At 47.6% G+C, this 2,586-nt stretch carries 2 protein-coding genes; one reads left to right on the top strand and one right to left on the bottom strand.

What is annotated here, in order from left to right:
• Positions 1 to 623, top strand: a 623-nt coding sequence (locus tag ACIQ2D_RS17855; RefSeq protein ID WP_402866407.1) for an exosporium glycoprotein BclB-related protein, incomplete at its 5' end; no start/stop codon positions are given.
• Positions 624 to 1,272: 649 nt separating this feature from the next.
• Here ACIQ2D_RS17855 and ACIQ2D_RS17850 read toward each other — a convergent pair.
• Positions 1,273 to 2,586, bottom strand: a 1,314-nt coding sequence (locus ACIQ2D_RS17850) for a collagen-like domain-containing protein (protein WP_402866404.1), incomplete at its 5' end; no start/stop codon positions are given.

Raw genomic sequence — 2,586 nt, 5'->3', positions numbered from 1 at the left:
CTACTGGTAACACGGGCGCTACTGGTAACACGGGCGCTACTGGTAACACGGGCGCTACTGGCAGCACGGGCGCTACTGGCAGTACTGGTGGCACTGGGCCTGCTGGTAGCAGCACAATAATTCCATTTGCATCAGGTATCCCTGTTTCACTTTCGACTATTTTAGGTGGTCTCGTTGGCACACCTAGTTTAATCGGATTTGGAAACTCTGCACCAAATGTTAGCTTGATAGGTACGACAATTGACCTTACCGGTTCTGCTGGCACACTGCTTAACTTTGCCTTTTCAGTTCCTCGAGCAGGTACAATTACTTCAATGAGTGCCTTCTTCAGTACTACATTGGCACTAACTCTTCTTGGACCAACTGCAACAATCACGGCACAACTATATTCATCACCTACACCAAATAACTTGTTCGCTCCTGTTTCAGGCGCTACTGTAACATTAGCTCCAGCTCTAACAGGGATTATCGGCATAGGAACAATTAGTTCTGGTATCACTACAGGATTAAACATACCAGTAACAGCTCAAACAAGACTATTAATGGTATTCTCTGTGACTACTACCCTTGGTGCAATTACTGTTGTTGAAGGTTATGCAAGCGCAGGCCTTTCAATTAGCTAATTTAAAAAAATTATGTAATAACAGATTGTTGTACCAAGTAATATACAAACCATTGATTTCACTACAACAATAATTGAGAAGGGCAACTTTTTATTCAAATATGGATAGAGAGTTGCCTTTTAAATTGAAGAAAATTATTTTACATTAAATCACTTTCTACTATCCCTTTTTTTCCTAAATTAAGCACTTAAAATAAATCAGGCGAAGACTCGTAAATAGATATGACAACCTTTAATGTTTACATACATCCCCTCCTTTGTTACCAAACCATCTTTACTTAGATTAAGCAGAAAGAAATCCAATCCTTTGTGATTATCAGGATAAAGCAGTTTTTATAAATATACATACCAGCTTTAATATGTATATTTGCCATTTATACCTTTGCAACTTCCTTATTATTTAATCATCACTACAACCTACATCGCATTTCACTTTTTTGATTAATCAATTTAGTTACTTGTCTTCTTTCTCTACATTATCCACTGAATACAATAGTTGAGAGAGGAGGTGAGCTTATTAATTTTGAAAATTATTTTAGGTATAAAATTTGCAAAACATGTAACTATTACCCTTGTCGTTGCAAAGGGAATCTTACAGGACAAGGCCGCTTAATTAGAGAGGCTCAATGTTGCTGTGCATATTGTTGCAATCAAACACGTCCACTTGGACCTACTGGCGCTACTGGATCAACGGGAACTACTGGACCTACTGGTGACACTGGAACTACTGGTGCTACTGGATCTACTGGAACTACTGGTGCTACTGGAACTACTGGTGACACTGGCGCTACTGGTGCTACCGGACCTACTGGACCTACTGGACCTACTGGTGCTACTGGATCTACTGGAACTACTGGTGACACTGGCGCTACCGGTGCTACTGGACCTACTGGTGACACTGGACCTGCCGGCGCTACTGGACCTACTGGCGACACTGGCGCTACCGGTACTACTGGATCTACTGGACCTACTGGCGACACTGGACCTACCGGCGCTACTGGATCGACTGGCGCTACCGGACCTACTGGACCAACGGGATCTACCGGTGCTACTGGATCGACTGGACCTACTGGTGACACTGGACCTACCGGCGCTACTGGACCTACTGGTGCTACCGGACCTACTGGACCAACGGGATCTACCGGTGCTACTGGACCTACTGGCGACACTGGCGCTACTGGATCTACTGGACCCACTGGTGACACTGGACCTACCGGATCTACTGGACCTACTGGCGACACTGGACCAACGGGACCTACCGGTGCTACTGGATCGACTGGTGACACTGGACCTACCGGCGCTGCTGGATCTACTGGACCTACTGGCGACACTGGACCTACCGGATCTACTGGACCAACGGGACCTACTGGTGCTACTGGATCTACTGGCGCTACCGGTGACACTGGACCTACCGGCGCTACAGGCTCAACTGGCGCTACCGGTGCTACTGGACCTACTGGTGACACTGGATCTACTGGTGCTACTGGAACTACTGGTGACACTGGATCTACTGGTGACACTGGATCTACTGGTGACACTGGATCTACTGGTGACACTGGATCTACTGGTGCTACTGGATTAATGGGACCTACTGGCGACACTGGACCTATCGGACCTACTGGTGACACTGGATCTACTGGTGCTACTGGAACTACCGGATCTACTGGTGACACTGGCGCTACTGGATCAACAGGGCCTACTGGCTCAACTGGCGCTACTGGACCAACGGGATCTACCGGTGCTACTGGACCTACTGGCGACACTGGACCTACTGGACCTACCGGTGCTACTGGATCTACTGGCGACACTGGACCTACTGGACCTACTGGACCTACCGGATCGACTGGATCTACTGGCGACACTGGACCTACTGGACCTACTGGACCTACCGGTGCTACTGGATCTACTGGCGACACTGGACCTACTGGACCTACTGGACCTACCGGATCGACTGGATCTACTGG

The organism is Lysinibacillus sp. NPDC097287 (genome assembly GCF_044761695.1).
Classification (GTDB): Bacteria; Bacillota; Bacilli; order Bacillales_A; family Planococcaceae; genus Lysinibacillus.
The sequence above is the reverse complement of the archived record's forward strand: the minus strand, read 5'-3'. Positions and strand labels throughout refer to the sequence as shown.